20 protein-coding genes, 1 tRNA gene and 1 pseudogene are annotated in these 24,739 nt (G+C 63.6%); 11 read left to right on the top strand and 11 right to left on the bottom strand.

The features are described 5' to 3' along the window. Positions 1-141: 141 nt before the first annotated feature. Both folD and GXB81_RS21635 read left to right on the top strand, forming a co-directional pair. A complete protein-coding gene (gene folD, locus GXB81_RS21640; RefSeq protein ID WP_167285763.1) occupies positions 142-1,011 on the top strand; it encodes a bifunctional methylenetetrahydrofolate dehydrogenase/methenyltetrahydrofolate cyclohydrolase FolD in 870 nt (289 codons plus the stop codon). 442 nt (positions 1,012-1,453) lie between these two features. Beyond that, positions 1,454-3,559 carry a M3 family metallopeptidase gene (locus tag GXB81_RS21635; protein WP_205990282.1) on the top strand — a complete coding sequence of 702 codons (2,106 nt, stop codon included), beginning with the start codon at positions 1,454-1,456 and terminating at the stop codon, positions 3,557-3,559. A gap of 218 nt (positions 3,560-3,777) precedes the next feature. Here the strand turns inward: GXB81_RS21635 and GXB81_RS21630 are convergent, their stop codons facing one another. After that, positions 3,778-5,100 (bottom strand): amidohydrolase family protein, encoded by a 1,323-nt coding sequence (locus GXB81_RS21630; RefSeq protein WP_205990281.1) that lies wholly within the window; start codon positions 5,098-5,100, stop codon positions 3,778-3,780. 217 nt (positions 5,101-5,317) lie between these two features. Here GXB81_RS21630 and GXB81_RS21625 point away from each other — a divergent pair, with 217 nt between their 5' ends. Then, the gene (locus GXB81_RS21625) at positions 5,318-6,016 is read left to right on the top strand and encodes an aspartate/glutamate racemase family protein (protein WP_205990280.1); all 699 of its coding nucleotides are present in this window, start codon (positions 5,318-5,320) and stop codon (positions 6,014-6,016) included. 45 nt (positions 6,017-6,061) lie between these two features. Here the strand turns inward: GXB81_RS21625 and GXB81_RS21620 are convergent, their stop codons facing one another. Further along, positions 6,062-6,658, bottom strand: coding sequence for a hypothetical protein (locus GXB81_RS21620; RefSeq protein ID WP_205990279.1), 597 nt, complete (start codon positions 6,656-6,658; stop codon positions 6,062-6,064). A 19-nt stretch (positions 6,659-6,677) separates the two neighbouring features. Here GXB81_RS21620 and GXB81_RS21615 point away from each other — a divergent pair, with 19 nt between their 5' ends. The 5 genes from GXB81_RS21615 to GXB81_RS21595 all read left to right on the top strand — a co-directional run bounded on the left by GXB81_RS21615 (position 6,678) and on the right by GXB81_RS21595 (position 9,567). Beyond that, the gene (locus tag GXB81_RS21615; RefSeq protein ID WP_205990278.1) at positions 6,678-7,424 is read left to right on the top strand and encodes a phage major capsid protein; all 747 of its coding nucleotides are present in this window, start codon (positions 6,678-6,680) and stop codon (positions 7,422-7,424) included. Positions 7,425-7,589: 165 nt separating this feature from the next. Further along, positions 7,590-8,063: a type VI secretion system tube protein Hcp gene (locus tag GXB81_RS21610; protein ID WP_167043270.1), complete on the top strand. Its 474-nt coding sequence runs from the start codon at positions 7,590-7,592 to the stop codon at positions 8,061-8,063. Between the two features lie 15 nt (positions 8,064-8,078). Continuing rightward, positions 8,079-8,576, top strand: coding sequence for an STM2901 family protein (locus GXB81_RS21605; protein ID WP_167043272.1), 498 nt, complete (start codon positions 8,079-8,081; stop codon positions 8,574-8,576). Beyond that, complete coding sequence (locus GXB81_RS21600; protein WP_205990277.1) at positions 8,551-8,937, top strand: DUF1493 family protein; 387 nt, start codon at positions 8,551-8,553, stop codon at positions 8,935-8,937. Before GXB81_RS21605 ends, GXB81_RS21600 begins: the two co-directional genes overlap by 26 nt. Positions 8,938-9,045: 108 nt before the next feature. Further along, positions 9,046-9,567, top strand: coding sequence for a DUF4279 domain-containing protein (locus tag GXB81_RS21595; protein ID WP_345891043.1), 522 nt, complete (start codon positions 9,046-9,048; stop codon positions 9,565-9,567). 401 nt (positions 9,568-9,968) lie between these two features. Here the strand turns inward: GXB81_RS21595 and GXB81_RS21590 are convergent. Continuing rightward, positions 9,969-10,045 (bottom strand) — tRNA-Met (locus GXB81_RS21590). Between the two features lie 239 nt (positions 10,046-10,284). Between GXB81_RS21590 and xth the strand changes: the two genes are divergently transcribed. Then, positions 10,285-11,061 (top strand): exodeoxyribonuclease III, encoded by a 777-nt coding sequence (gene xth / locus GXB81_RS21585; protein ID WP_205990276.1) that lies wholly within the window; start codon positions 10,285-10,287, stop codon positions 11,059-11,061. A 108-nt stretch (positions 11,062-11,169) separates the two neighbouring features. On the opposite strand, the gene GXB81_RS21580 is transcribed toward xth, so the two are convergent. The 4 genes from GXB81_RS21580 to glnA all read right to left on the bottom strand — a co-directional run bounded on the left by GXB81_RS21580 (position 11,170) and on the right by glnA (position 17,831). Next, a complete protein-coding gene (locus GXB81_RS21580; RefSeq protein ID WP_205990275.1) occupies positions 11,170-13,329 on the bottom strand; it encodes a prolyl oligopeptidase family serine peptidase in 2,160 nt (719 codons plus the stop codon). Positions 13,330-13,508: 179 nt separating this feature from the next. Further along, a complete protein-coding gene (ntrC, locus tag GXB81_RS21575; protein ID WP_167043280.1) occupies positions 13,509-15,044 on the bottom strand; it encodes a nitrogen regulation protein NR(I) in 1,536 nt (511 codons plus the stop codon). Between the two features lie 41 nt (positions 15,045-15,085). Next, positions 15,086-16,228 carry a nitrogen regulation protein NR(II) gene (gene glnL / locus GXB81_RS21570; RefSeq protein WP_205990274.1) on the bottom strand — a complete coding sequence of 381 codons (1,143 nt, stop codon included), beginning with the start codon at positions 16,226-16,228 and terminating at the stop codon, positions 15,086-15,088. A 187-nt stretch (positions 16,229-16,415) separates the two neighbouring features. Beyond that, positions 16,416-17,831 carry a type I glutamate--ammonia ligase gene (gene glnA, locus GXB81_RS21565; RefSeq protein ID WP_167043284.1) on the bottom strand — a complete coding sequence of 472 codons (1,416 nt, stop codon included), beginning with the start codon at positions 17,829-17,831 and terminating at the stop codon, positions 16,416-16,418. 467 nt (positions 17,832-18,298) lie between these two features. Here glnA and GXB81_RS21560 point away from each other — a divergent pair, with 467 nt between their 5' ends. Further along, positions 18,299-18,763: a rhodanese-like domain-containing protein gene (locus GXB81_RS21560; protein WP_167043286.1), complete on the top strand. Its 465-nt coding sequence runs from the start codon at positions 18,299-18,301 to the stop codon at positions 18,761-18,763. Positions 18,764-19,082: 319 nt separating this feature from the next. Here the strand turns inward: GXB81_RS21560 and GXB81_RS21555 are convergent, their stop codons facing one another. From GXB81_RS21555 to GXB81_RS21540, 4 genes are all read right to left on the bottom strand, one after another. After that, on the bottom strand, positions 19,083-19,919 hold the full coding sequence (locus GXB81_RS21555) for a molybdopterin-binding protein (RefSeq protein WP_167043287.1): 837 nt from the start codon (positions 19,917-19,919) through the stop codon (positions 19,083-19,085). 20 nt (positions 19,920-19,939) lie between these two features. After that, positions 19,940-20,773, bottom strand: coding sequence for an EI24 domain-containing protein (locus GXB81_RS21550; protein ID WP_167043289.1), 834 nt, complete (start codon positions 20,771-20,773; stop codon positions 19,940-19,942). A gap of 214 nt (positions 20,774-20,987) precedes the next feature. Beyond that, a complete protein-coding gene (locus tag GXB81_RS21545) occupies positions 20,988-21,986 on the bottom strand; it encodes a sterol desaturase family protein (RefSeq protein ID WP_205990273.1) in 999 nt (332 codons plus the stop codon). A 61-nt stretch (positions 21,987-22,047) separates the two neighbouring features. After that, positions 22,048-23,067, bottom strand: a complete 1,020-nt coding sequence (locus tag GXB81_RS21540; RefSeq protein WP_205990272.1) for a beta-propeller fold lactonase family protein — start codon at positions 23,065-23,067, stop codon at positions 22,048-22,050. A gap of 499 nt (positions 23,068-23,566) precedes the next feature. On the opposite strand from GXB81_RS21540, the pseudogene GXB81_RS21535 reads away from it, so the two are divergent. Continuing rightward, positions 23,567-24,739, top strand: a pseudogene (locus tag GXB81_RS21535) (hypothetical protein); the annotation flags it as partial.

Genomic DNA, 24,739 nt, shown 5'->3' with positions numbered 1-24,739 from the left:
GCATCGCATGTTTTCACGGAACCGCCGCCGGCTGCCGTCGAAAAACACCCGCGCACGAACTTGCCTGCGTGCCCGCGCCCCCGCTTCGCTCCGCTTGCCACGCCTGTCCGACTCAACTCTCGACCCTACCCTCGACCGACCATGACTGCCAAACTGATCGACGGCCTCGCCCTCTCCAAGACCCTGCGCGCCGACGTCGCCGCGCGCGCCGCCGCCCTCACCGCCCGCGGCCATCAGCCGGGCCTCGCCGTGATTCTGGTCGGCGACAACCCGGCGAGCGAGGTCTACGTGCGCAACAAGATCAAGGCGTGCCACGACAACGGCCTCGGTTCGTCGTTCGACCGCTATCCGGCCGAGCTGTCCGAAGCCGATCTGCTCGCGCGCATCGACGAACTGAACCGCGATCCGGCCATCCACGGCATCCTCGTGCAACTGCCGCTGCCGAAGCATATCGACAGCCACAAGGTGATCGAGGCCATCGCGCCGGAAAAGGACGTCGACGGTTTTCACGTCGCCAACGCCGGCGCGCTGATGACCGGCCAGCCGCTGTTCCGTCCGTGCACGCCGTACGGCGTGATGAAGATGTTCGAGGCCTACGGCATCGACCTGAAGGGCGCGAACGCCGTGGTGATCGGCCGCTCGAACATCGTCGGCAAGCCGATGGCGCTGCTGCTGCTCGAAGCGGGCGCGACCGTCACGATCTGCCATAGCAAGACGCGCGATCTCGCCGCGCATACGCGCCACGCCGACGTCGTGGTCGCCGCGACGGGCCTGCGCAACATTCTGACCGCCGAGATGGTGAAGCCGGGCGCCACCGTGATCGACGTCGGCATGAATCGCGACGACGCCGGCAAGCTGTGCGGCGACGTCGACTTCGCGGGCGTCAAGGAAGTGGCCGGCCATATCACGCCGGTGCCGGGCGGCGTCGGCCCGATGACGATCACGATGCTGCTCGTCAATACGATCGAAGCAGCCGAGCGCGAGGCGAACGCGCAGGCGTCGAAGGCGTGATTGCAAGGTGACCCTCGCGTGATCGGAACGTAGGCGCGGCTCGATCACGCCGGTATCGGCGAGGCCCGGCGGGTGCGAAGCTCGGGCCTCGCTTGCGGATGCGCCGTTCGTCGCGCGTCGACCCCGCGTTGATTCGCTTCCCGCCAGCGTTTTTCGCTTTATCGACGGCATCGCCCGATTGCTCGATCGCCCGCCGCCATCCCCGCTCCATGCGCGCCCCACGCGTACTCCCTACGCGCCCGCCCAGGCTCCCCCAAACGGCCCCGCCCGCCGCGCCCTCTGTTAATTTGTCCGCCAACGGATTGGAATCCGCGCGCGCCGCCCCAATAATGTTCGTATCCGGTGCCGGCCACGCCATGCGCCGCGCGTTCGACGCAACACCGCTTCGCGAACGCGCGCGCCGCCGCACCGCCCCATTCACCCGCGTCAGACAGGAAGCCCTATGTCCACTACCGCCACGCCTCAAGACAATCCGCTCCTCGATTTCTCCGACCTGCCGCGCTTTGGCGACATTCGCCCCGAACACGTCACGCCCGCGCTCAACGTGCTGCTCGCCAACGCGGCCGCCGCGGTCGAGCGCGCCGCGCTGCCGGTCACGCCCGCCTCGTGGGCCGACGTGGTCGAGCCGGTCGAGCGCGCCACCGAACCGCTGTCGCGCGCGTGGAGCGTGATCGGCCATCTGAACGCGGTCGCCGATACGCCCGAACTGCGCGCCGTGTACGGCGAAAACCTGCCGCGCGTGACGGAATTCTGGTCGAGCGTCGGCCAGAATCTCGCACTCTACGAGAAGTACAAGGCACTCAACGCGAGTAGCGATTTCGCTTCGCTGACCGGCGAGCGCAAGAAAATTCTCGGCAACGCGCTGCGCGACTTCCGTCTGTCGGGCGCGGAATTGCCCGAAGACCAGAAGCCGCGTTTCGCCGAATTGCAGGAGCGTCAGGCGGCGCTGTCGAAGGCGTTTTCGGATCACGTGCTCGATGCGACCAACGCCTACGCGTACGTCGTCGAGGCAGGCAACGAAGCGCAACTGGCCGGCCTGCCCGAAGACGTGATCGAAGCCGCGCAGGAAGCCGCCGAACGCGAAGGCAAGACCGGCTACAAGTTCACGCTGCACTTCCCGTCGTATTTCCCGGTGATGCAGTACGCGGAAAACCGTCCGATGCGCGAAGCGATGTACCGTGCCTACGTGACGCGCGCGTCCGAACTCGGTGCGCAATACGGCAACGGCAAACCCGAGTGGGACAACACCGCGGTGCTCGCCGACGAACTGAAGCTGCGCGCCGAAGAAGCCGGCATGCTCGGCTACGGCAATTTCGCCGAAGTGTCGCTCGCGCCGAAGATGGCCGAATCGCCGGCGCAAGTCATGGCCTTTCTCGAAGACCTCGCGACGCGCGCGCGTCCGCATGCAGAACAGGACTGGAAGGAACTGCGCGAATTCGCTGCGAGCGAACTCGGCATGAGCGATCTGCAGCCGTGGGACATGACGTTCGCAGCCGAGCGTCTGCGTCAGAAGCGCTATTCGTTCTCGGAAAACGAAGTGAAGCAGTACTTCCCGGAAGACGCGGTGTTCAAGGGCCTGTTCAAGGTCACGGAGACATTGTTCGGCGTGCGCATCCGCCGCGACGAAGCAGCCGTGTGGCATCCGGACGTGCGCTTTTTCCGCGTCGAGAATCAGGATGGCGGCCTCGTCGCGCAGTTCTATCTCGATCTCTATGCGCGCGAAGGCAAGCGCGGCGGTGCCTGGATGGACGACGCGCGCGGCCGTCACAAGCTCGCGCACGGCGCGGTGCAAACGCCGGTTGCGTATCTGACCTGCAACTTCTCGGCACCGGTCGGCGGCAAGCCCGCGTGCTTCACGCACGACGAAGTCATCACGCTGTTCCATGAGTTCGGCCACGGCCTGCATCACATGCTCACGCGCGTCGACGAGCTTGGCGTATCGGGCATCAACGGCGTCGAGTGGGATGCGGTCGAACTGCCCTCGCAGTTCATGGAGAACTTCTGCTGGGAATGGGACGTGCTCTCCGACATGACCTCGCACGTCGAAACGGCCAAGCCCTTGCCGCGCGATCTGTTCGACAAGATGCTCGCTGCGAAGAACTTCCAAAGCGGTCTCGGCACGCTGCGGCAGATCGTGTTCTCGATGTTCGACATGCAGTTGCACACGGGCTTCGACGCGAACGGCACGAAGAGCGCGAACGACCTCGCACGCGAAATCAACGAGCGCTTCCACGTCGTGCCGCAAGCACCGTTCTCGCGCTGGCCGAATACGTTCAGCCATATTTTCGCGGGCGGCTACGCGGCGGGTTACTACAGCTACAAGTGGGCCGAGGTGTTGTCCGCCGACGCCTATGCGGCGTTCGAGGAGGCGGCGCGAGCGGCGGGCAGCGTGCTCGATCAGACGACCGGCATGCGTTATCGCCGTGAGATTCTCGAAGTGGGCGGCAGCCGTCCGGCGATGGAATCGTTCAAGGCGTTCCGCGGCCGCGAGCCGAATATCGACGCGCTGCTGCGGCATAACGGCATGGCGCCGGATGCCGCGCATTGAGGGGTTGACGCGTCGTCGCCTCATCGTGCGGCGCGGCTGAGACGGCGCCGAACGATGCGATCAGGAACGGCGGTCTGCGCAGGCAGGCCGCCGTTTTTCGTTGTGCCCCGCCGTGCACCGCCGTGCTCCACGGCTCCTCACCGCTCCTTGCCGCTCCTCGCCGCTCCTCGCCGCTCCTCGCCGTCCCGATGAGCAACGAGCGAAATGCACCGCAGCCGCTAGGCGCGATGCAGTTTGAAATCCACCTGCCCGGGACGCCCCTCGATCGATAGCGAAGCTCGCGCCGCCGGCGCGCGGCTCACCACCCTGCCCCGGCTGACCACTGCGAGCCGCGCGGCGCGCAAGCGGATCGCCTCAACCGCATCGCGTGCATCGAGCACGACGAGATTGGCCGCGCAACCGGGTGCGAGACCATAGCCTTCCAGACCGAGAATGCGCGCCGCGTTTACCGTGACCGCGTCGAAACACGCATGCATCGCGTCGACGCCCGTCATCTGCGCGACGTGCAAGCCCATGTGCGCGACTTCGAGCATGTCGCCCGAGCCGAGGCTGTACCACGGGTCCATCGCGCAGTCGTGGCCGAACGCGACGTCGATGCCGGCCGCCATCAGCTCGGGCACACGCGTCATGCCGCGCCGTTTCGGGTAGGTGTCGCTGCGGCCTTGCAGCGTGATGTTGATGAGCGGATTCGCGATCGCCGCAACACCGGCCTCGCGTATCAGCGGCAACAGCTTGCTCACGTAGTAGTTGTCCATCGAATGCATCGAGGTCAGATGCGAACCGGCCACCCGTCCGTGCAAGCCGAGCCGGTGCGTTTCGGCCGCGAGCGTTTCGATGTGGCGCGAGAGCGGATCGTCCGATTCGTCGCAATGCATGTCGACGCGCAAGCCCTGCTCGGCCGCGTACTCGCACAGCATGCGCACGGACTGTGCGCCGTCGGCCATCGTGCGCTCGAAATGCGGAATGCCGCCGACCACGTCGACACCCATGCCGATCGCGCGCTTGAGGTTGTCGAACGCGCCGGCGCCGCGCAGGACGCCGTCCTGCGGAAACGCCACCAGTTGCAGATCGAGATACGGCGCGACGCGGCGCTTCACTTCGAGCAACGCCTCGACCGCGAGCAGACGCGGATCGCACACGTCGACGTGGCTGCGAATCGCGAGCAGGCCGCGCGCGACGGCCCAGTCGCAATACTGCATCGCGCGCTCGATCAGCGCGTCCTGCGTGAGCTGAGGCTTCAGCTCGCCCCATAGCGCGATGCCTTCGAGCAGCGTGCCCGACGCATTCACGCGCGGTAGACCGTACGACAGCGTCGCGTCCATGTGGAAATGCGGATCGACGAACGGCGGCGTGACGAGCGAACCGGCCGCGTCGATTTCCTCGCGCGCGGCTGCGGCGAGATTCGGTTCGACCGCGACGATGCGGCCCGCGTCGATGCCGATATCGACTGGCTGGAGTTGCGATTGCTGTTGCCGTTGCAATTGCAATTGCGGTTGGCACGCACTGCGCGGCAGCATCGCGCGGCGGATGATCAGGTCCATGTCTCGCTCCCGTTGATCGCTTCCGTTGATCGGTTGATCGCGTTCGGATTCGCTACCGATTCTATCGGCGCCAGAAAAATGCGGGCGGGCTTCTCGCCGATGCGATCCGATGCAATCCCCGATGCGTACCGGCGCGCAAGGAGCAATCCGTACCGGCGGCGTACGACGCGGCGCGCCTATACTCGCCGTTTCAGGCATGCATTCACGGAGCGTACGAATGAAAACGATCGGCGTGATCGGCGGAATGAGCTGGGAATCGTCCACCGAGTACTACAGGCTGCTGAACCGTCACGCGAAGGCACGCCTCGGCGGCCATCACAACGCGCGCAGCCTGCTGCTGACCGTCGATTTCGCATCGGTCGAGGCCCACCAGCGCGCCGGCGACTGGTCCGCGCTCGGCGCGCAGATGGCCGAGGCCGCGCGCCAGCTCGAACGCGGCGGCGCCGATCTCGTGATACTCGCGACGAACACGATGCATCGCGTGTGCGACTCGATCGAGCAGGCGATCACGGTGCCGTTCCTGCATATCGCCGATCCGACCGGCGCGGCGCTGCGCGCGGCGGGTGTCGAGCGCGTCGGCCTGCTCGGCACGCGTTATACGATGGAGCAGATGTTCTACACGGGCCGCCTGCGCGAGCGCTACGGTCTCGACACGCTGATTCCCGATGAAGCGGAGCGCGCGGACGTGCATCGCATCATCTACGACGAGCTGTGTCACGGCCACGTGGACGACGTATCGCGCAAGGTCTATCGGCGCGTGATCGACAACCTCGCCGCGCGCGGCGCGCAGGCGGTGATACTCGGCTGCACGGAAATCACGCTATTGATCAAGCCGGAAGATTCGGCACTGCCGGTGTTCGATACGACGGCGCTGCATGCGCAGGCGGCGGTGGAGTGGGCGATTGGGGCCGAGTGAGTGAGCGCTTTCGCCTGAGCATTTGCAGATTGCGGGTTCCGTCAATTAAAAGCCGTGACGTTTCCTATATTCAGGGTCGTTCTTGCGCGTGGAATACACCCAATCGCCCCATTCTTCGTCAGACATATACGCAAGTGCGGCGACGCTGCGCCGATCTATGTATGCGTCGCGCGCTTCCGGCATTAGGTGCCGCCAAAACGGAGTCCAAATATTTACATCCCAATACTGTTCTGCTCCTTCGTTGTAGCGTACAAACGGACCGTAGTGACACCATGCGATCCAGGGCGGCGGCGGGCTGAACTCCTCTTTAGCCAGCTCTACGACCAGATCAATAGAATTAGTGAGGACGTAAGCATTCCGTCCACCTAATTCATCGCTGAAAGAAACGAAGATGTGAAAATTGTCTTTTTGATAATGAAAAAGCCCGACTTCTTCATAACCCTTACGCACACTGCCAAGATAACGAGGAAATGATTCGATTTCCATGTGGCGTATTACCAGCACAGCCTGCAAGCCCAGGTCCGCGACATTGGAAACCGGTGGAAATTCAGGAAGCCCCGAAATTTCTGCCGACTCCATCGGCTGCTGAAAAACGGATTTCATCACTTCAAAAGAATGAGAAAAGGGAAACATCTTATTCAATGCCTCTCGCTTCGACTTGATGTCATATCGTGAGGCTTTTCGGTCTTTACCAGTTACGGGCGACCTCACCAACAACGCCGCGCCGCAGTATCCCGAGGGCTCACTGAAGAAGCAGAGCACGCTGAGCTTTGCCGATACGCTGTTTCCGGTGGCGACGATTGCGCACTGGATTCTCGCGAGTCGACAGGTGCTCGATGACGAACCGGCATTGCAGGGCTTTGTCGACTTGCAGATGCGTGAGGGTTTACAGGAGAAGATCGACCGTGAAGTGCTGACCGGCGACGGTCAACCCGGCAACCTGACCGGGCTGCTCACGGCGGGCACCGCGCTCGATGGCGTAGTGGGCGACAACAGGCTCGACACCGTGCTGATCGCGGTGGCAACGCTTCAGGCGCAGGGTGCGCAGCGCGTGGTCGTTGGTCTGAATCCGATGGACATCATCGCAATGGCGACCATGAAGGATGCGAGCGGCGCGTACCTGATGAACCCGCTAGTGCCGCTGTCGGGGGTGCTCGGCGCGTCCTTCACCGCAGCCTCGTCGATCCCGCGCGGCTCGTATGTCGCCGCAGCGACGCCGCAGGGCGCATACACCGCTTTGCGGCAAGACGTTACGCTGGAGGTCTCGCGCGAGGACGCCGACAATTTCCGCCGCAACATGGTCACGCTGCTCACGGAATGTCGCATGGCACTCGTGATCGCGAACCCGGAACTGGTGCTGCATGGTTCGTTCGTCGCGCCCGCAACGGCGTCGGCAAAGTCGAAGTAATCGCGCAGGTCTATCACGGCCCCGCTTCGGCGGGGCTTTTCGTCGGTGCGCCCTACAGGCTCTGCGTCCCGCCGCGATTTGCCTCGGCTTTCCTGACACTATTTTGCAAATTTCTCTCCGGGTTGGCGATATGCTCGAAACTCCATAAACACGTCTGGAATCCTAATGGCTGATATTTTTATCAAGATTGATGGTATTGCTGGCGAGTCGCAAGACGCGACGCACTTCGACGAAATTGAGGTTCTTAGCTGGAACTGGAATGTTACGCAGAAATCCAGCATGCATTCCGGATCGGGTGGCGGCGCGGCGAAGGCTTCAGTTTCGGATTTGAATTTTACACACACGATCGACCGTGCAAGCCCAAATCTCGCGAGCTATTGCTTTCAGGGCAAGCATATTCCAAAGGTCTTGCTGACCATGCGCAAAGCGGGTGGCTTGCCGCTCGAATATCTGAAAATCACGATGTCCGATGTGGTCATTACGCACGTAGAACCGGCGGCTGGAGCCGGATTTGCGCTAGAGCACGTTGCTTTGTCTTTTGCACGAATGAAAAAGGAATATGTGGTTCAGAGCGTAATAGGAGGCAGTCAGGGAACCGTGACCGCGCTTATTGACGTTAAGCAGAATAGCACCACGTGATCGCTGAAACTGACAATGAATGAATATGAACACCTCATCAGCGATGCTCCGAGCCAAAAGCCGAATACTTATGTGTATGGAGAGCACGATAGCCTAACGCCGCAAGGTCTTTTCTTCTGCGTAATGGTTGAACAGACCGTCAAGACTTTGGGGGTGGAAGATATCGGTGCAGTAATTGCGATTCTTGCGGGCCAGCCAATACTTCCCACGCGCGGCAAATTCGGTGGTGCAACAAAGGGAACATCTATTGCATCGAAAGTTAGTCGCGCGCTATTCGACTACGATTTTGAGCGGAATATTCTGCCGACCCTTACGAACAAGTCCATACTCACGTTTCGTTTTCGGATGGTGAACAATCTAGGGGTATTCATCGGACGGTGGACACCGATGGTCGGTTGGGCTATTACCGCCGCCGATGTGATAAAAATCTCCGTATTGACGCTTCTTCACTATAACCAGCTTGTCAAGCCAGAGGATCAAATCAACGATGCGACCGCAGGAAGTTTCGGCTGAACTGGAGGCGTTTATACGGAAGGAGATTGGTTTATCTCCGAAGAAACAGTTGAACCCTTCTGATACTTTGGAACACGATCTTGGAGTCACAGGGGATGATGCCGATGACTTCATGGACGCTTTTTCGAAACACTTCAACGTCAAGCCGGGCGATTTTGAATTCCTTCGCTACTTCGAAATGGAGGGATTTAGCGTATGGCCGTTTTCCATCTTTACCAACTGGTTGCATCGGCGCTGGGGGATCAAGAAGTACGATCAAACGGAGCCGCTAACTGTGGCAATGCTTCAACAAGCAATTGCGCTTGGCGTATGGGACAGCGAGCGTTTGAAGGAACGGAGAGACGAGTACACCAAGGAGTAACTAACAGGCCCGCTATCGGGTCTTTCCTTACGAGTACCGCTGAAAATTAACCGAACGGGTATGAGCGCAAGACGTTTGGCGATATGGTCCACGTCATGAAGGACGATCTTGATTTACGAGGCGATGACAATGTTATCTGGCATGACACAGGAGACATTGAATTCAGGAAAAACATCATCGGCAACATGCACGACTACGCCTTCTGAGCGCAAAATGACATCCATACATCAACTTGCACATGCGTCGTTTACGATCTATCAGGACGTTGAGCCGCCTGAATTCTGGACAAACTACTTTGGAGTTGCGCCTGATACACAGCGCATAAAGGACCAGTTCTGGCTTACATCATCGGGCCAGAAGAGTAAATTCCCGGCGCGAAATGGCCTATGGGGTGTGCGTAGCAAAGAGCACGTTCAGAGCAATCTTCTCGCCCCTCACCTTCGCTATCTTGTAGAACACTTGGCGCTACCGCGACCAGACTTGCCCGAATTACTTAAGCGCACTGGCGCGCATATGCGTTTCTTCTGCTACTGGTACAACGAAAGTGGCGACCGCGTACCCGATGTGCCTGACGACATTCGGGCGATGATGGAAGCAATGGGTGGAACGGTCGAGATTGACGAATATTAATGACGCCTTTGCCAGTAAAAACCAAGAGGCCGCCCTTGTGGCGGCTTTCCCTTCTGAGTCAATTCGCCAGCGCGCAAACATGCACCACCCATGCTTCCATCATAGGGCGGCGTGGGTCGAGAAGGTCATGCGTCAGAAGCGGGGGAAGCGTAGCCGGGGAAAAGGCGCGCCAAGGCAAGAATCCGCCCCGTGGTGCCGATGGCGCGAATTTCAGGTAGCAGGAAAGGCCGGGGCGCGTGGGGCCGCGACAGGCCCGGAAAGCAAAAAGCCCGCTTTGGGCGGGCTTGCTTGGGCGCTGCTTTTTGCCGGTTTTTCGCGGCCAGCGCCCACATAGCGCCCAAAATCGAATAAAAAACCTGTTTCCGAAAATGGGCTAAATCGAGGAAAGCCTTACTGAGCTTTGGTTGCGGGGGTAGGATTTGAACCTACGACCTTCGGGTTATGAGCCCGACGAGCTGCCAGACTGCTCCACCCCGCGTCAGAGAAAAAAGATTATATCGGGGCATTCACAAAACGTCAAATGTTCACAAAGGATATTTAGCATCGACGCGCCTTGGTCCGCGCGCGGCGCTCTCCCGAATCGCCCGACACCCCGCACGCGCGGCAAGACGCCGGCGACTACACCCGCGAGCGACATCGGCGGACACACCGGCGGCCCTCTCCACAGCGCCCGCCCGCGCACGATAAGATGCGGGACTACTGGAATACGAGGCCGTCATGAAAATCGCCACCTGGAACGTCAATTCCCTCAAAGTCCGCCAGCAACACGTGATCGACTGGCTCGCGAGCAGCGGCGTCGACGTGCTGTGCCTGCAGGAACTGAAACTCACCGACGACAAATTCCCGCGCGCCGAACTCGAGGCAGTCGGCTACCGCAGCTGGTACGCGGGGCAGAAAACCTATAACGGTGTCGGCATTCTGGTGCGCGAAGGCTTGCACGTCGACGAAAGCAGCATCGTGCGCAATATCCCCGGTTTCGAGGACCCGCAGCAACGCGTGATTGCAGCGACCATCGAAGGCGTACGCATCATCTCCGCATACTTCCCGAACGGCCAGGCGCCGGGCACCGAAAAATTCGCCTACAAACTGCGCTGGCTCGACGCACTGCACGCGTGGCTCGCGACCGAGATGAGCACGCATCCGAAGCTCGCTCTGCTGGGCGACTACAACATCGCGCCCGACGATCGCGACGTGCACGATCCGAAGGCATGGGAAGGCCAGAATCTCGTGTCGCCCGAAGAACGCGCGGCGTTCGTGCAGTTGATCGGCCTCGGTCTGTTCGATGCATTCCGTCAGTTCGAGCAGCCGGAAAAAATCTATTCGTGGTGGGACTACCGGATGATGGCGTTCCGCCGCAATGCGGGACTGCGCATCGACCACATCCTGCTGTCGAAAGCGCTCGCCGATACCTGCACCGCCTGCGACGTCGACAAGGTGCCGCGCAAATGGGAGCAGCCTTCGGATCACGCGCCGGTTTTCGCGCAGCTGGGTTGAGGGTGAGCGACAAGCATTGAACGCAGCGAGGCAGCGCCGGATCATGCCTCACTGCCTTACGCTTCCTGCTTTACCCCTACCCCACTCACCTCGGCCGCGACCCCAGCACTACCTGCCCTCGATATCCGCATCAGCGACTGCCTCGCCACCCAACACGCCCCACAAAAACCCGAACACCATCGCATCGTGCCCGGCCTGCTCCAGTTCATCGGAGCCGCCGTGGCCGCCCTCCGTATTCTCGCGATACCACACGTTGTCCACGCCGAGCGCCTGCATGCGCGCGGCCATCTTGCGCGCGTGGCCGGGATGCACGCGATCGTCGGCGGTCGAGGTCGTGAACAGCACGGGCGGATAGGCAACGCCCGCCGCGACGTTGTGATATGGCGAGTACGCGGCCAGTACGCGCGCTTCGCCGGGTTCGTCCGGGTCGCCGTATTCGTCGATCCATGACGCGCCCGCATGCAGCAGGTGATAGCGGCTCATATCGAGCAACGGCACCTCGCACACGACGGCGCCGAACAGCTCGGGCCGCTGCACCATGCAGGCGGCCACCAGCAGGCCGCCGTTGCTGCCGCCCTGAATGCCGAGTTGCGCGGCGCTCGTTACGCCGGTGTCGATCAGCGCCTTCGCGACCGCGATGAAATCGTCGAACGCGCGCTGCCGATGCTCGCCCTGCGCCGCCATATGCCAGCGCGTGCCGAACTCGCCGCCGCCGCGAATATGCGCGACCACGTACACGCCGCCGCGTTCGAGCCAACCGATACCCTGCCCGGTCAGATAGCTCGGCAGCAGCGGAATCGCGAAGCCGCCATAACCGCTCAGCAGACAAGGACGGGCAAGCGGGCGTGCTTCGTCCTGCTTCGGCGCGATCACCGTGTAGGGCACACGCGTGCCGTCGGCCGACACCGCATGCCCGCGCGTCACCGTGCAATGCGTTGCGTCGAACTGCGTCGGCCAGCGGTCGAGCAATTCCCATTCGCCAGGATCGCCAGGCTCGTCGCGCGCGAGGTCGGTGAGCCAATAGGCCGGCGGTTGCAGATAGTCGTCGGCATCGACGAATACTTCGTCGTTGAGCGTCGCTTCGACCGGCGACACGTCGACCTGCGCATCGCCGTGCGACTCGAATACGCGCTCGCGCCAATGCCATGTCCGGTCGTTGCCTGAGGTCGGCGTTGGCGTTGGCGTCCAGATCAGCGTCTTGCCGCGCACGTCGTCGAGATACGAGACGATCAGATGATGGCGCGTATGCGACCACTCGCAGGCCGAGGTCAACGGCGTCGGCACGAACAGCGGCGTCACCTCGCGCTCGCCGCGCAAAAACGCATCCTCGCGAATCGCGAGCAGCGCACCGCCCGGATAGTGCGCACCCTTGCCTGCCCCACCACACGCGCCGCCACACGCCCAGTCGAGCCGCGGTTCGAGCAGCAGCCAGCCTTGCCACGCGCCCACCGCAACGTGCGCGGGCACGTCATAGCGATGCCATGCATCGGTTGCGCCGTCGAGGTAGTAGGTGTGCGAATCGAAGAAATCGACGCTGCTCGTCACCGTGTGGCGACCTTCGAGCGGATCGTAATGCGCTTCCACGCCGATATCGCCGAACTCGCCGCGAAACACCACGGGCGCATCGGCCAGCGCGGTGCCGCGCGTCCAGCGCCGCACCTCGCGCGGATAACCCGAGCGCGTCAGCGTCTTGCGGCCGTTGTCCCAGCCGACGTAGAGCGTATCGCGATCGATCCACGACGCCGTGTGCTTGCCCGCCTTCGCAATCGCGAAGCCCGCGTCGACAAAGCATCGCGCCTCAATGTCGAACTCGCGCACGACGAGCGCATCCGAGCCGCCCGGCGACATCGTGATCAGCGCACGGTCGCCGTCGGGATAAAGGATGTCGAGGTCGACGCAGACCCACGGCGTTTTTTCGGCGGTGCCGAGCGCGTCGAAGTCGAGCAGGTTCTGCCACACGGGCGCGCCGCTGCGCCACGCCGACCACGCGGTGCGTCGCCAGATGCCGCGCGGATTGCGCTCGTCCTGCCACAGATCGTAGGCCCACTCCCGCCAGCGATCGGGAATCACCGGGCGCTCGCGCGGCAGATACGCGTCGGCAAGGCGCTGCCGCAGCGTGTCGAACGGCTTGCCGCTGCACCACGCGGCGCGCGTACGCGCATTCTGCGCTTCGACCCACCCGAGCGCATCAGGGTCGTCGAGCGCTTCGAGCGACAGGAAAGGATCGGGGGAAAGCGGCCACTGGAAGGAAGCGGAAGAAGCAGGCATCGTCGGCTGTCGAATGGAAACAGCGTCGATTATGCCTTGGGAGAGCGTGCGGCCGATTTGCCGAAAGCTCTCCCCAAAACGACGAAGGCGGCTCGCGCCGCCTTCGTCTGCCATGCGTCATTGCCTAATGAACGCCCAATGAGCACTCAATGAGCGCCCGATGTGCACTCGACGCGCGCTCAAGGCTCAAGATTCAACTCCTGAATCTTGCGCGTAATCGTATTGCGGCCGATCCCCAAACGCTCGGCCGCCTCGACCTTGCGGCCGCGCGTGAAGTCGAGCGCCTCGCGAATCACCGCGGCTTCGAAGCGGCGCGCGAGTTCGTCCATCACGTCCGCCGCGTTTTCGCGCAGCATGCGCGCGACTTCGGTACGCAAGCCGCCTTCCCACGCGCTCAACGCAGCCGCCACCGCCACACCCGCCGCGCCGAGCGGATGCACGGCACTGGGGTTCGCACCAGCGAGCGGCGCCCCGCCCGCGAATCCAGCACCTGACGCAACAGCAGCACCATCCGTCGCAGCGGCCGCGCTCGCGCCGGCGGCATCGCCTGCCGCAACCTGCACGGGACCAAGATCGGGCGGCAGATCCTTGATCTCGATCGTCTGCGCGGGCGCCATCACCGTGAGCCAGTTCGCGAGATTTTCGAGTTGCCGCACGTTGCCCGGAAACGGCAACGACGCAAGATACGCGAGCGCTTCATCCGAGACCCGCTTCGGCTCGACGCCGAGATCGCGCGCGCTCTTCTGCAGGAAGTGCCGCGTGAGCAGCGGAATGTCCTCGCTGCGCTCGCGCAAGGCCGGCAAGCGCAAACGAATCACATTGAGCCGATGGTACAGGTCCTCGCGAAACAGCCCCTGACGCACGCGCGCTTCGAGGTTCTGATGCGTCGCCGCGATCACGCGCACATTCGAGCGCAGCGGATTATGGCCGCCCACGCGATAGAACTGCCCGTCCGACAGCACGCGCAACAAACGCGTCTGCAGATCGAACGGCATGTCGCCGATTTCGTCGAGAAACAGCGTGCCGTTCTCGGCCTGCTCGAAGCGCCCCTGGCGCATCGCCTGCGCGCCCGTGAACGCGCCGCGCTCGTGGCCGAACAGTTCGGACTCCAGCAGATCCTTCGGAATCGCGGCCGTATTCAGCGCGATGAAGGGACCGTTCGCGCGTGGGCTATGCCGGTGCAACGCGCGCGCAACCAGTTCCTTCCCGGTACCCGATTCGCCAGTAATGAGCACGGTCGCCGCCGAATGCGACAGACGGCCGATCGCGCGAAACATGTCCTGCATCGCGGGCGCCTGGCCGAGCATCTCGGGCGCTTCGGCGACGCGCTCGTCCCACGTCTGCTCGCCGCGCATGCTTTCGTCGACCGCGCGGCGAATCAGCTCGACCGCCTTGTCGATGTCGAACGGCTTGGCGAGATATTCGAACGCGCCGCCCTGAAATGCGGCGACCGCGCTATCGAGGTCCGAGAACGCGGTCATGATGATGACGGGCAAGCCCGGCACCTTGTCGCGCACGGTTTGCAGCAATTCGAGCCCCGAGCCGCCCGGCATGCGGATGTCGGAGACCAGCACCTGCGGGCTGTCGTGATCGAGCGCGGCCGACGCTTCGCGCACGTTCGCGAAACTGCGCGTCGCGAAGTTTTCGCGGGCGAGCGCTTTTTCGAGCACCCAGCGAATCGATTGATCGTCGTCTACTATCCAGATCGGCTTCATATAGGTCGGTCAGAAGTCTTGAAATGCATGGAGTATCTGCATCAGCAGTCGAGCGGCAGCAGAATCTGAAACTCGGTATGGCCCGGCCGGCTATCCACTTCGATCAGGCCGTCGTGCTGCTGCACGAAGGTCTGCGCGAGCGTGAGACCGAGACCGCTGCCGTCCTCGCGCCCCGACACGAGCGGATAGAAAATGCGGTCGCGAATCTCTTCGGGAATGCCGGGGCCGTTGTCGACGATATGCAAGTCCAGTGCCAGTTTGCACAGGCGCTTCGAGATCGTGACCTTGCGCGCGATGCGCGTGCGCAGGGCGATGCGCGCATCGCCCTGCGAGATGCGCTCGCGCAATGCCTCGGCCGCGTTGCGCACGATGTTCAGCAGCGCCTGGATCAACTGCTCCTTGTCGCCGCGCAAATCCGGCACGCTGACGTCGTAATCGCGCGCGATCGTGAGGCCGCGCGGAAACTCCGCGAGAATCACCTGGCGCACGCGCTCGCACACCTCGTGAATGTTCACGTCGCCGACGATATGCGGATGCCGGTGCGGCTCCAGCAAGCGGTCGACGAGCGTCTGCAGCCGGTCCGACTCCTTGATGATGACCTGGGTGTACTCGCGCAATTCGTCGCGCTGCCGCTCGCCGAGTTCGAATTCGAGCAGTTGCGCGGCGCCGCGGATGCCGCCGAGCGGATTCTTGATCTCGTGCGCGAGATTGCGGATCAGTTGCTTGTTGACGGCCGTGAGGTCGTTGATGCGCTCCTCGCGGTCGGTGCGCAGATGCCGCTCGTTCTCGAACAGTTCGAGCAGCACGTAGTCCTGCGCGCTTTCCAGAAAGCCGACGATCGCATGCACGTGCAGCGGCTCGTGGCCCGGTCGTTCAAGCACGGCATCGAGATGCGTCGCGTGAAAACGGTGCGCGGCGATCGCGGTGATCGTCGCGACCAGTTCGTCCGCGTTCGAGAAGATGTCGGGCCACGCCATCTGCGTCAGTTGCCGGCGCGACATTTCGAGCATCGACTCCGCCGACGGATTCGCGAACGCGACGCGCAGCGTGCGCTTGTCGAGCACCAGCACGACGGTCGGCAGCGCCTCGAAGCCCGGCAGCAATCCGGAACTCACGAGCTGCGGATCGTCCGACAGCGTCTGTTCGTGTCCTTTCCTTGCCTTGATCAGATTCTTGAGAACCATCTTGCAGTCCGGCCAGTAGGAGAGCGTGAGAGGTCGGGGGATGGCTTCGGCTTGCCCTTGCGGGGCTGCCCGCCTTTGTTCCGCCCGCGCCCTAACGAAAAAGGGACGGCGCCGCCGTCCCTTCGTGACCGATCGCGAGCGTCGGGCAAAGCGCTCCGCCGGGTGACGGGCGAAGCGCCATGACCGCTTACAGCGAGTAGTACATTTCGAATTCGATCGGATGCACCGACTGACGATAGCGTTGCAGCTCGCCCGTCTTCAGTTCGATGTACGCGTCGAGCATCGAATCCGTGAACACGCCACCGCGCGTCAGGAACTCGCGGTCCGCGTCGAGCGCGTCGAGCGCCTGGTCGAGGCCGGCGCACACGGTCGGGATCTTGGCATCCTCTTCCGGCGGCAGGTCGTACAGGTTCTTGTCGGCGGCTTCGCCCGGGTGAATCTTGTTCTGCACGCCGTCGAGACCCGCCATCATCAGCGCGGAGAAGCACAGGTACGGATTCGCCAGCGGGTCCGGGAAGCGCGTTTCGATGCGGCGGCCTTTCGGGTTCGACACGTGCGGAATACGGATCGATGCCGAACGGTTGCGCGCCGAGTAAGCGAGCTTGACCGGCGCTTCGAAGTGCGGCACGAGACGCTTGTACGAGTTCGTACCCGGGTTCGTGATCGCGTTCAGCGCGCGAGCGTGCTTGATGATGCCGCCGATGTAGAACAGCGCGAATTCCGACAGGCCGGCATAGCCGTTGCCCGCGAACAGGTTCTGGCCGTCCTTCCAGATCGACTGGTGAACGTGCATGCCCGAACCGTTATCGCCGACGATCGGCTTCGGCATGAACGTCGCCGTCTTGCCGTACGTGTGCGCGACGTTGTGGATGATGTACTTCATCTGCTGCAGCCAGTCGGCGCGCTGCACGAGCGTCGAGAACTTGGTGCCGATTTCGTTCTGGCCCTGGCCCGCCACTTCGTGGTGGTGCACTTCGACCGGAATGCCGATCTGTTCGAGCAGCAGGCACATTTCCGAGCGGATGTCCTGGAACGTGTCGACCGGCGCGACCGGGAAGTAGCCGCCCTTCGTGCCCGGACGGTGGCCGGTGTTGCCGCCTTCGAATTCCTTCGCCGACGACCACGGTGCTTCTTCCGAACCGATCTTGACGAAGCAGCCCGACTGATCCGTGTTCCACTGGACCGAGTCGAAAATGAAGAATTCCGGTTCCGGACCGAAGAAGGCCGTGTCGCCGAGGCCCGAGCTCTTCAGGTACGCTTCGGCGCGCTTCGCGAGCGAGCGCGGGTCGCGCTCGTAGCCCTTGCCGTCGGCCGGTTCGACGACGTCGCAGGTCAGCACGAGGGTCGATTCTTCGAAGAACGGGTCGATGAAGGCCGTGTTCGCGTCCGGGATCAACAGCATGTCCGATGCCTCGATGCCCTTCCAGCCGGCAATCGACGAACCGTCAAACGCATGGCCGCTTTCGAACTTGTCTTCTTCGAATGCCGACACCGGCACCGAAACGTGTTGTTCCTTGCCGCGCGTGTCGGTGAAACGGAAGTCGACAAACTTGACGTCCTCGTCCTTGACGAGTTGCATGACGTCGGCCACGGATTTACTCATAACCTATCTCCTGATTAACGAATTCGGCGGATTCAGCCGCCGCCCAATCTAGCTGACCCACCCCGGCGCGTCCACCCGAAAGAGGCTCGGACACGGTGAAAACCCGAAAAATCTGCGGGGCGAATCGATCGGCACCAATAAAGCAGCTTCTGTGCCATGTTTGCGAACCAGGCCGTCCGATCTGGCGCACAGCCTTGCTGCATCTGCGTTTGCCGGCGGCGGACACAGCCCGCGCCGGGCCGCCGCGCCATCCAGTAAAACTTGAATGCACCAGTTACGTGCATTCATCGGTTTGACAACGACTCATTACTTCATTTTGGTGCATTTCATAGAAAATGCACCATTTTCGCGCATTCATGACGCCACGGCAGTTGTCCGGGTGGTCGAGCGCCGCCGGCGCCCCGCACGCCTGCGCGGTATGCACCGCGCGCTAGAATGATCATTTGGTCCGAAGGAGATTGACGCTCATGAGCACGCTCGAACAGCTGTACGCGCAGGCGGACGCCCGCCGCACCGGGAATCAACTGCCTTACGCGGGCGCGGTATCGCCCGCCGAGGCGTTCGAGTTGCTGCAACTCGATCCGCGCACGCGTCTCGTCGACGTGCGCACGCGTGCCGAACTCGACTGGGTCGGCCGGCCGGTTATCGGCGATGGGCAATACGCGCATGTCGAATGGACGCGTTATCCGGGCGCGGTGCCCAATCAGGAATTCATGCAGCAACTCGCGCAGGTGGCATCGCCCGATACGCCGGTGCTGTTCCTGTGCCGCAGCGCCGCGCGCTCGAAGCTCGCCGCGATCGCCGCGACCCAGGCCGGCTTCACCAAGGCGTACGACCTGCTGGAAGGTTTCGAAGGCGACAAGGACGGCCAGGGGCATCGGAAGACGGTGTCGGGCTGGTGTTTTCGCGGGTTGCCGTGGATCGGCGCCTGAAGGCCCGAGCTCTGGAAGCTGACGGGCCGCGCTTCGGCTGCGGTGAACCCGTGGCCTGACACGGCGCGAGGGCGGCCGGCCGCTCGCCGCCTGAAGTCCCGGTCCCGGGCGCCGCGGGAAGCCGCGCGCCGAGCCTGCACATGGTCGAGGTTCAATGTGACAGGCCAATGATTCGCGAGCGGCCCGATATGCGTCTTGTCGAATGCCCCGGGGCACGGGTTGAACTGCTCGCCATCACATCGCAGCCGCAGCGCGAGTGATGGCGGAGAGTTCAGCCGCCGCGATTCGGCCTGCCCTCAGCCCACCACTCGCCCGCCGGTCACTTGCCCGGCTTCGCCGTCGCGGCCGCCACCTCGGGCTCGACGATATCGCCGCCGAGCAGATGCACGCCTTCGCGCAGCTTCACGAACGCCGCGGCCACCGCTTCCGGCTCGCCCTTCACGCCGAGATCAATGTGATGCCGCGCATAGACGCCGCCGCGCTCCGCGTCGCCGACGCTCGGCAGGCTGAACACCCGCACGCCCGGAAAATCGCCTTCGATTTTCTCCATCAGCGGCGTGAGGCGCGACTCCGGCAACTCGAACACGAGCAGCGACTTCTCCGCATGCGGCATGGCGTGATGCAGGTGTGCGTACTGCGTATCGAGCACCCATTCGATCATCGGCCAGGCCATCACCGGAAAGCCCGGCACGAAATAATGCTGGCGGATCGAAAAGCCCGGAATCTTGTTGTAGCCGTTCGGAATGATCTCGGCGCCCTGCGCAAACGTGCCCATGTTCAGGCGATGCCGGTTTTCGGGCGTGTTCAGATCGAGCGGCGCCGGCGAGTTCGCCGGATACATGTCGCGGATGCGCTCCTGGATCAGCCGCGCGGCGTCCGGATGCAGTTCGAGCGGCACGCCGAGCGCGGCCGCCGCGCATTGGCGCGTGTGATCGTCAGGCGTCGCGCCGATGCCGCCGGTCGAGAAAACGATGTCGCCCGAGTCGAACGTGCGCCGCAGCGTCGCCGTGATGCGCTCGGGGTCGTCGCCGACGTACTCGGCCCAGCCGAGCGACAGCCCGCGCGCGCCGAGCAATTCGATGACCTTCGGCAGATGCTTGTCGACACGCCTGCCCGAGAGGATTTCATCGCCAATGATGATGACGCCAAATGCCATTGCGGCCTCTTCTTGTTGGATCAATAGGGAACCGGCGCGCTCCGGCGCACGCCGCCATGCTCTTCCGCCCGCATGCGCTGCAGCGCGCGCAGGCAGTAGTAGCCGAACCACAGCGCCGAGAACACGAGGATGAACGCGTAAATCCAGATCGTCACCGCGGTGATCACCGGGAACAGCACGATCAGCCAGACCGACGACGCCCACAGCAGCGTCGGCAGCGAGCCGAGCAGACCGCTCGCGACGCCGATCAGCAGCAGCGGCAACCGATGGCGCCGCACGAGTTCGCGCCGCTCCTCAGGTGTCGCGTGCAGGGCCAGCGCGTCGTAGCTCATGACACGATAAGTCAGCCAGCCCCACAGGAGCGGCGGAATCAGCGCGAAGAACGGCGGCACGAGCCACAGCGGCAGCGTGACGATCAGCAGCACGAGACACACGAGCGTGGCCCACAACGCCTGGCCGAGGCTACCGTACCACGTTCCGCCGCGCCGCATTTCGAGCCCGGCGAACTGGCGGTCCGCGAGAAAGCGGATCGCGGCCGGCATCGACAGCATCGCGATCAGCAGCAGCACCGTGACGACGATCAGCGGAATCGCCACCGCGATCACGATGAACGGTGCGATCACCGCATGCAGGGTCGAAAAGCCGAGCCAGTCGAACAGATGGTAAAGCGTCGCGGTGAAAGACCAGTCGTCGAGCCACGAGCGGGTCGCGCCCGTGAGCGTCTGCCAGAAAAACCACAGGGCCACGCCCCAACTGACCGTCGCGACGATGAACGGTTTGAAGGTCAGCCAGAGCATGCGCGGATGGAACGCGCTGGCGAGCGCGCGCCCGAACGAGCGCAACAGATCATTCATGCGAGCCGGTGCCTGCGAACGAAACGGTGAAAGAGAAATCGCGCCGGCGCCGGCCCGACATACCGGGAAGCCGGCGCGTGCGCGCGAACGTGGACAGGATAAACCAGCAGGACGCACCGCCGGGAGAAGCCGGCGGTGCGAGTAAGTGTGCCCGGACAGGCGTCGGGTGGGTTCAGGTGGATCGGGCCGCGCCGGCGGTCCAACGCGGGCGGACTCAAACCGCGGCGGCGTCGTTGCCGGACGCGCGGCGCTTCGGCGCGAGCCGCCGTGCAATGCGCACGAAGGCAAGCCAGTGCTGCGCCCAGAAACCCTCGCCGTAACGGCGGCCTTCGAGCTGGTCGCGGATGCCGGTCGGCTCCATCTCGCGGTTCCACGAGGCGCTGCCGAACAGCATGTCCCACCACGGAAACAGCACGCCGAAGTTGCAGCCGTACTGGAGCCCTTCGTGACCGTAGCCGATCGCATGATGGCGGCGATGAAACGTCGGGCTGACCAGCAGCCGCTCGCCGAGCCAGCCGAAATACAGGCGGATGTTCGCGTGCTGCACGCTCTGTGCGAGATTCGTGATCGCGACGAGCACGACGAACTGCGACGGCGGCACGCCGATCACGAGCGCGATCACCGCGAAGAACGAGGCCTGCAGCAGATCGTCGAGCAGATGGTTGCGGTCGTCGGCCCACAGCGACATCTGCCGCTGGCTGTGATGCACCGCGTGCAGTTCCCACCACACGCCGATGCGGTGCTGCCAGCGGTGATACCAGTAGCCGGCGAAGTCGAGCACGAGCAGATACATCACGAACGTGACGAGCGGCTGCGTGGTCACGCCGGGCCACAGATTGTCGAAATTGACGTTCGCGATGCCGCGCATGCGCAGCCAGCCCTGCACGTTGTCGAAGAACGGCTGCAGCGCGAAGAAAAAGAACAGGTTGAGAATGCCGAGCTTGGCGATCCACGTGTAGAGCACGTCGACGCGCACCGCCTTGCGGTTGTCCCACCGCTCGACCGGGCGCAGCGCCTCGAGCGGCCGCAGGAGCGCGTACATCGCCAGCACCTCGAACACGCCGACGATGACCCAGTACAGGCTGTCGTACGTGTCTTCGTCGTAGTCCATCAGGTCGAAGCGGTACAGCAGCGGCTGCACCACGTCGACGTACAGCCAGGTTTGCACGGCCGAGACGAAGCTGTCGAGCGAAGAGAAAATCAGATGGAACATGGTGCTGGCCTGGTTGCTTCGTGAGGTTGCCGCATCCGGTCACGCCGCCGCGAGGGCTCCCTCAGGCTCCATTCGGCGCGGTGACCGGCGCGCGATTGAAGAAGTAGATGCCGTGCGGCGAGCGGCCGACCGCGATGGTCTGGATCAGCTTGCGCGTGTTCAGGTCGATGATGCCGACGTGCTTCGCAAAGCGGAACGTAACCCACAGATAGCGTTTGTCGGCCGAAAGTTCCATGTCGTCCGGCCCCGGCATCAGACCGGTGATGTCGCCGACATTGGTGAGCGTGTCTTCGTCGATGATGCTGATCGTGCTGGCGACGCGGTTCGACACCGCAACGTGCCGGCCGTCGTCGAGCGAGCGGAAGTTGTGCGCGCCCTTGCCCGTGTGGATCGTCTTCACGACCTTCTGGTTGCGCCAGTCGACCACCGCCACGTAGTCCTCGCCGGTCATGCCGACGAGCAGGTATTTCTCGCCCGGCGTCATCCACAGGCCCGCCGGCACCTTGCCGACCTTCATCTTCCATTTCACGGTTTGCGTGGCCAGGTCGATCGCAGCGAGCTCGCCCGAGACCTGCAGCGTGACGAACACCGTCCTGCTGTCGTTCGTGAACGCCATGTGGCTCGGCATGACCGCGAGCGGCAGGCGCGACGCCAGCGTCATCTGGTTCTTCTGGCTGTCGTAGTGATAGATGTCGAGGCGGTCGAGCCGCAGGCCGGTCGTGACGAGCCACTTGTGGTCGGGCGAAAAGCCGATCTGATACGGGTCTTCGATGTTTTCGACCCAGCGCTGCACCTGGCCCGACTTCGGATCGACGAACATCAGGTTGTTCGACACCGAATTGGCGACGATCAGCGAAGAATTGTCCGGCGTGACCATCAGGTGGTGCGGTTCCTTGCCGGTCGGCACGGTGCCGACGACCTGGTGGCTGTTCTCGTCGATCAGGCTCAGCGTGGCTTCGCCGGAATTGAGCACGATCACGTTATTGGCGTGGGCCGCCGGAGAAAAAAAGCCTGCTGCGGCGACCAGCGCCGCGCCCGCGGCAAACATTGCTGTCAAGCCGGGAAGAAAAAAATTACGCATGAAAACTCGCTTCGGAGAACAACCGTCATTGTAGAACGTTTGCCGGGCCGAGCGGTTGACTCAGGTCGCCACGAGACGCCGTGAAAATGAAGGGCGCGATGCGTCGCGACGGCTTGCGTGCATTTCGGAATCCTCTGATATCCAGGCGCCCCTGCGAGACCGGACACTTCTTCTCAGCGCACGGGCACCGGCGTTCGCGCCGGTGCTCTTCCAGACGCTTACCCCATCAACCCAGGCGCGTGACGCGGGGGCTCGGGCACACCCGGACGCAAGCGCAGACGGACGGGCCTGAAGCACCTTGTCAGGCACCGTGCGCTTCCGCCTTGCCTGTTGTCGGGATTGACCGGAGCCATCAAACGGACCGAGCGGACCGGTCGCGCCCGATTGATTCGCGTGCCGCGCGCCAAACCATAACGTAGAGGTTGCATTGACGAGTAAAAACCTGGTAGTGATTTGCCGTACCGCGTCGCACCCGGCGCCGGCCGCTTTGGAAGCCGCTTTGGAGACCGATCCGCAGGCCGCCCCCTTCACCGGAAACCGTCCGTCGACGCGCAGAAAAACCACCGCGCGGGCCCTGCAGGGCGCGGCCGGTATCGCAGTGGCCGCGGCGGCGCTCTACGCCGCAGACGCGGCGGCCGCCATCAATACGGTTCAATCCGACACCGCCAGCGCCACAGGCAATTTCGCGGTCGCCATCGGCGACGCGGCCAGTGCGAACGGCGACGCCGCAGTCGCGGTCGGACGGCAGGCCAGCGCGCAGAGCAACGGCGCGACGGCGCTCGGCTTGTCCGCCAATGCGCAAGGCCAGGCCAGTCTTGCCCTAGGCCAGGGCAGCGTCGCGCAAGGCGACAGTTCCAGCGCCGTCGGCATGAACGCAAGCGCTGAGGCGGACCGTTCCACCGCCGTGGGCATCAACGCCACCGCGCTCGGTATCGATTCGATCGCGGCCGGTTCGGCCGCGACGGCGGCGGGCGACGCCACCTCCGCATTCGGCGCCTTTGCCAACGCAGCGGGCTTCGGCTCCACCGCGCTCGGATACGCGGCAACGGCGAACGGCGACAACGCGTTCGCAGCCGGACTCCTCGCCTCGGCCAGCGCGGACTCCAGCATTGCGATCGGCGCTCATGCCGCCGTCAGCGGTGTGAGCGGCGTCGCACTCGGCGCGGCCGCACAGGCAAGCGGCGGCAATGCGAGCGCGATCGGCCCGGGCTCCGTGGCCTCGGGCAGCAATGCCATTGCGCTCGGTTACAACGCGAACGCAAGCGCCGACAACAGCGTCGCACTGGGCGCAAATTCGAGCACCACCGCGGACCTGTCCCAAAGCGCCTATGCGCCGGCGGGAACCGGCGCGACAGCGATTGCGGCGCCCGTCGCAACCGGCGAAGTCTCGCTCGGCTCGGCCGGCAACGAGCGCCGCCTGACGAATGTCGCGGCAGGCGCGGCGCCCACGGACGCCGTCAACGTCAGCCAGTTGAGCGCGGTCGACGGCAAGGTCGATGCGCTGGCACAAAGCAGCAGCCAGCATTACTTCAAGGCCGACGATCCCGCGGACGGCTCCGACGACGCCGTCGCCGACGGCACGCACGCGCTGGCGGCCGGCAGCAACGCGAACGCAACGGGCGCCGACGCGGCAGCCTTCGGCGCGAGCGCCAGTGAGAACGGCACCGCCACG

Origin of the sequence: Paraburkholderia sp. Ac-20336, assembly GCF_017105025.1 — a bacterium.
GTDB lineage: Bacteria > Pseudomonadota > Gammaproteobacteria > Burkholderiales > Burkholderiaceae > Paraburkholderia.
The sequence above is the reverse complement of the archived record's forward strand: the minus strand, read 5'-3'. Positions and strand labels throughout refer to the sequence as shown.